Source organism: Blautia sp. ZXY-1-C6 (assembly GCF_056339875.1).
This window is the reverse complement of the sequence record NZ_JBWJVQ010000067.1, coordinates 1-4,301: the sequence shown is the minus strand read 5'-3', so window position 1 is coordinate 4,301 and position 4,301 is coordinate 1. Positions and strand designations below refer to the sequence as shown.

General features: G+C 45.0%; 5 protein-coding genes. All 5 read right to left on the bottom strand.

The window, feature by feature from the left end; translation table 11 throughout:
• On the bottom strand, positions 1-553 hold a 553-nt coding region (gene trpA, locus AC075J_RS02695; protein WP_476389954.1), incomplete at its 3' end, for a tryptophan synthase subunit alpha.
• Complete coding sequence (gene trpB, locus AC075J_RS02690) at positions 546-1,730, bottom strand: tryptophan synthase subunit beta (RefSeq protein WP_022381374.1); 1,185 nt, start codon at positions 1,728-1,730, stop codon at positions 546-548. The genes trpB and trpA, both read right to left, overlap by 8 nt.
• A 244-nt stretch (positions 1,731-1,974) precedes the next feature.
• Complete coding sequence (locus tag AC075J_RS02685; RefSeq protein WP_055201244.1) at positions 1,975-2,601, bottom strand: phosphoribosylanthranilate isomerase; 627 nt, start codon at positions 2,599-2,601, stop codon at positions 1,975-1,977.
• A 30-nt stretch (positions 2,602-2,631) separates the two neighbouring features.
• Positions 2,632-3,432 (bottom strand): indole-3-glycerol phosphate synthase TrpC, encoded by an 801-nt coding sequence (gene trpC, locus AC075J_RS02680; RefSeq protein WP_022381372.1) that lies wholly within the window; start codon positions 3,430-3,432, stop codon positions 2,632-2,634.
• A 99-nt stretch (positions 3,433-3,531) separates the two neighbouring features.
• The coding region (gene trpD, locus AC075J_RS02675; RefSeq protein ID WP_476389953.1) for an anthranilate phosphoribosyltransferase at positions 3,532-4,301 on the bottom strand (770 nt) is incomplete at its 5' end.

The following is a 4,301-nucleotide window of genomic DNA, read 5'->3' as shown; positions in this document are numbered from 1 at the left end:
TAGTAATATTAGTTCTTGTTCCTGTAACACCAAGAGAAGAAACACAATACACAAACCCTTCCGCATCCTTCGCAATCTGTGCGACCCTCTCATGAGAAGTCGGCGCAATCAGAGAGATCAGATCAACACCGTATTTCTTACATACAATATCAAACTCTTCTTTTTCCTCAAATGGCACATCTGGCAGAATCAAACCATCCATTCCGATTTCTGCAGCTGTTTTAATAAACCGCTCCGTTCCGTAAGAAAATACCACGTTTGCATAAGTCATAAACACCATAGGAACAGAACTGTTCTTTCTGATCTTTACCACCATGTCAAATACCTTATCTGTAGTCACACCACCGGAAAGTGCTCTCACATTTGCTCTCTGGATCACCGGTCCCTCTGCTGTAGGATCAGAAAACGGAATCCCAAGCTCGATCAGGTCTGCACCAGCTTCCTCCATTGCATAGACAAGCTGCTCTGTCACTTCCAGAGACGGATCTCCACAGGTAATAAACGGGATAAATGCCTTTCCTTTTTCAAATGCTTCTGTAATTCTCTTATTCATGGATATCCTCCCCTCTGTAACGCGCGATTGCTGCACAGTCCTTATCTCCACGTCCGGAAATTGTAATGACCACGATCTGGTCTTTTCTCATCTGTGGAACAATTTTCCTTGCGTAAGCGACTGCATGAGCACTTTCGATGGCAGGAATGATTCCCTCTGTTCTGGAAAGATACTCAAATGCTTCCACTGCTTCTTCATCTGTGACAGGTACATATTCTGCACGTCCTGTATCATAGAGATGCGCATGTTCCGGTCCGATTCCCGGATAATCCAGACCTGCGGAAATGGAATATACAGGTGCGATCTGACCATATTCATCCTGACAGAAATAAGATTTCATTCCATGGAAGATTCCCAGTTTGCCGGTTGCAATGGTAGCTGCTGTCTCTGCCGTATTTACGCCACGTCCTGCTGCCTCACATCCGATCAGACGGACATCTTTGTCATTGATAAAATTGTAGAATGTTCCGATCGCATTGGATCCGCCACCTACACATGCAAGAACTGCATCCGGAAGTCTGCCCTCTTTTTCAAGGATCTGCTCTTTGATTTCTTTGGAGATCACTGCCTGAAAATCGCGAACAATTGTAGGGAACGGATGAGGTCCCATTACAGAACCAAGTACATAATGTGTATCGGAAATACGGTTTGTCCACTCTCTCATTGTCTCGGAAACAGCATCCTTCAGTGTTGCAGTACCGGAAGTAACTGCATTGACCTTTGCACCCAGAAGACGCATTCTGTATACATTTAATGCCTGACGTTCTGTGTCTTCCTTTCCCATGAAGATTTCACATTCCATACCCATAAGAGCTGCTGCTGTTGCTGTTGCCACACCATGCTGACCTGCGCCTGTTTCTGCAATGACACGGGTCTTGCCCATTTTTTTTGCAAGAAGTACCTGACCAAGTACATTGTTGATTTTGTGAGCACCTGTATGGTTTAAATCTTCTCTCTTTAAGTATACTTTTGCTCCACCCAGATCTTCTGTCATGTGAGATGCAAAGTAGAGACGGGATGGTCTTCCTGCATATTCATTCAGAAGCTCTGTAAGCTCTGCGTTAAACTCCGGGTCATCTTTATAATGGTTGTAGGCTTCCTCCAATTCGATGACAGCATTCATCAGTGTTTCCGGAATGTACTGTCCTCCATGGATGCCGAATCTTCCTTTTGACATCTGTATATGTCCTCCTTTTATGTATGTAATCCCTGGCCTGTCAGATGGTCGGTCAGAGTATTCTATGTTCTTTCTGAATTAGTCAAGCGGATATTCGCAATCCGCTTCGCTACTTGCTCATAACCGAATAACTGCTCCGCAGTTTATCAGAAGGAGCTTGCACTCCTCCTGATACAAGCAAGTCCCCACCCACTGCTTATTGCTTTTCGCAATTGAAGCAGGTGACTTACTTGATTCGGTTATCTTATTTTATATGCACCAGTTGAACTGCCTTCAAAATCTTATCTCTGTCTTTCATTCCATCCGTCTCCACGCTGCTGCTCAGATCTACTGCATAGGGATGAATAGTCCGGACGGCTGTTTCCAGATTATCTGCACCCAGTCCTCCTGCCAGGAAAAACGGTCTGTCTATCTCCGGGATCAGTGACCAGTCAAAGGTCTGTCCGGTTCCACCGCCACCCTGATCAAGCAGTATATAATCTGCAGGACTTTTCAGGGCTTTTTCAATATCCTGAGCCGTTTTTACGGAAAAGGCCTTTATAACCTGATGACCTGTATTCTTTTGGATTCTCCGTATATATGCCTCATCTTCCTGTCCATGAAGCTGTGCAATATGGATAGTTCCGTCAAGAAGCAGTTCCTCCACACGCTCAGGTGCTACATTTACAAAAACACCTACAGGGATAATGTCCGGATTAAGTTTTGCAGTAAGTTCTCTCACCAATGCACCTGTAACATTTCTGCTGCTCTTCGGAAATTCTATGATAAATCCACAGTAATCAGGTTTTGCTTCATTTACATAGGTAATGTCTTCCGGGCGTTTCAGACCACAGATTTTGATTTTGGTTCTTTGCTGTTGTTCTCTGGTCATATTCTATCCTCTCAGATAATATTCGATCTTTCAGCGTAACGGGCTGCCATTCAGGCTTTCCAGCGCTGCTTTCTTGTTCGGGCTTCGCATCAGTGTTTCCCCGATCAGTACCGCATCCACTTTATCCTCATAAAGAAGCCGGATATCCTCCGGGGTGCGGATTCCGCTCTCGGAAACAAAAACCACATTGTCCGGTGCCATTTTTCTCAGGCGAATGCTGTTGTTCATATCTACCTGAAAGGTTCTCAGATCCCGGTTATTGACTCCCACGATCTCTGCCCCGAGATTTAAGGCCCTGTCCACTTCGTACTCATCGTGTGCTTCTACCAGTGCATCCAGTCCCAGCTCTTTTGCAAGCTGTCTGTATGCTCTTAATTCTCCGTCATCCAGGATGGCGCAGATAAGCAATACCGCGGAAGCACCAAGGGATTTCGCCTGATAGATCATATATTCATCTACTGTAAAATCCTTGCGGAGTACAGGTATCTGTACAGCGGCTGCGATTTCTCTCAGATACTGGTCTGCTCCCTGGAAATAAAAAGGTTCTGTGAGACAGGAGATTGCACTTGCACCTGCCTGTTCATATTCCTTTGCAATTGCCAGATATGGAAAATCCGGTGCGATCAGTCCCTTTGAGGGGGAGGCTTTCTTTACCTCGCAGATATAGGACATACCATCTTTTTGTAATGCCTGGAGAAATGTGATTTTCTGCCTTGCATTTTTATTTACTTCCTGAATCCGGTTCTCCAACTCCGAAACAGAAATACGGGATTTTTCTTTTGCAATTCTTTCTCTTGTTCTGGCTGCTATTTCTTCTAATATATTCTTCATAATCTCTATGATTTTTCTGTAACTGTTCTGTATATCCACAGTCAGCAGATTACCGGACAGTTACAGATTTCCTTTACATTAGTAATTTGGGGTTGCTTTTTATTTATTTGTCTCTTCTACAAATTCTTCCAGTTTTTTCAGTGCTGCACCGCTGTCGATGAGGGATTCTGCCAGCTTCACTCCTTCTTCTATGGAGGCGGCTTTTCCTGCGATATAGAGTGCTGTACCTGCATTTAAACATACCGCCTGACGCTTCGGACCTTTTTCCTCACCTTTCAGGATTGCTTTTGTGATCTCTGCGTTTTCTGCAGGTGTACCACCTGTCAGGGCACCCTTCTCACATCTCTCATATCCAAACTGTTCCGGTGTGATCTCATAGGAAGTAAATTTGCCATCCCTGATCTCACATACAGAAGTAGGTGCGCACATGGAAATCTCATCCAGACTGTCCTGTCCATAGACAACCATTCCTCTGTTAACGCCCAGATTTGCCATAACCTGTGCCAGTGGCTCCACCAGTGACTGATCGTAAACTCCCATCAGTTCCATGTTTGCACCTGCCGGATTACTTAACGGTCCAAGAATGTTAAATACAGTACGGATTCCTAGCTCTTTACGGATCGGTGCCACATATTTCATTGCAATGTGATAATTCTGCGCAAACAGGAAGCAGATGTTGATCTTTTTCAGGATCTCTGCACTGCGTTCCGGCGTCAGTGTAATCTTCACTCCCAGTGCTTCCAGAACATCTGCTGCACCGGATTTGGAGGATGCTGCCCTGTTTCCATGTTTTGCAACCGGAACACCGCCTGCTGCGATCACCAGAGAAGAAGTAGTGGAAATATTGAAAGAATTAGAACCGTCTCCGC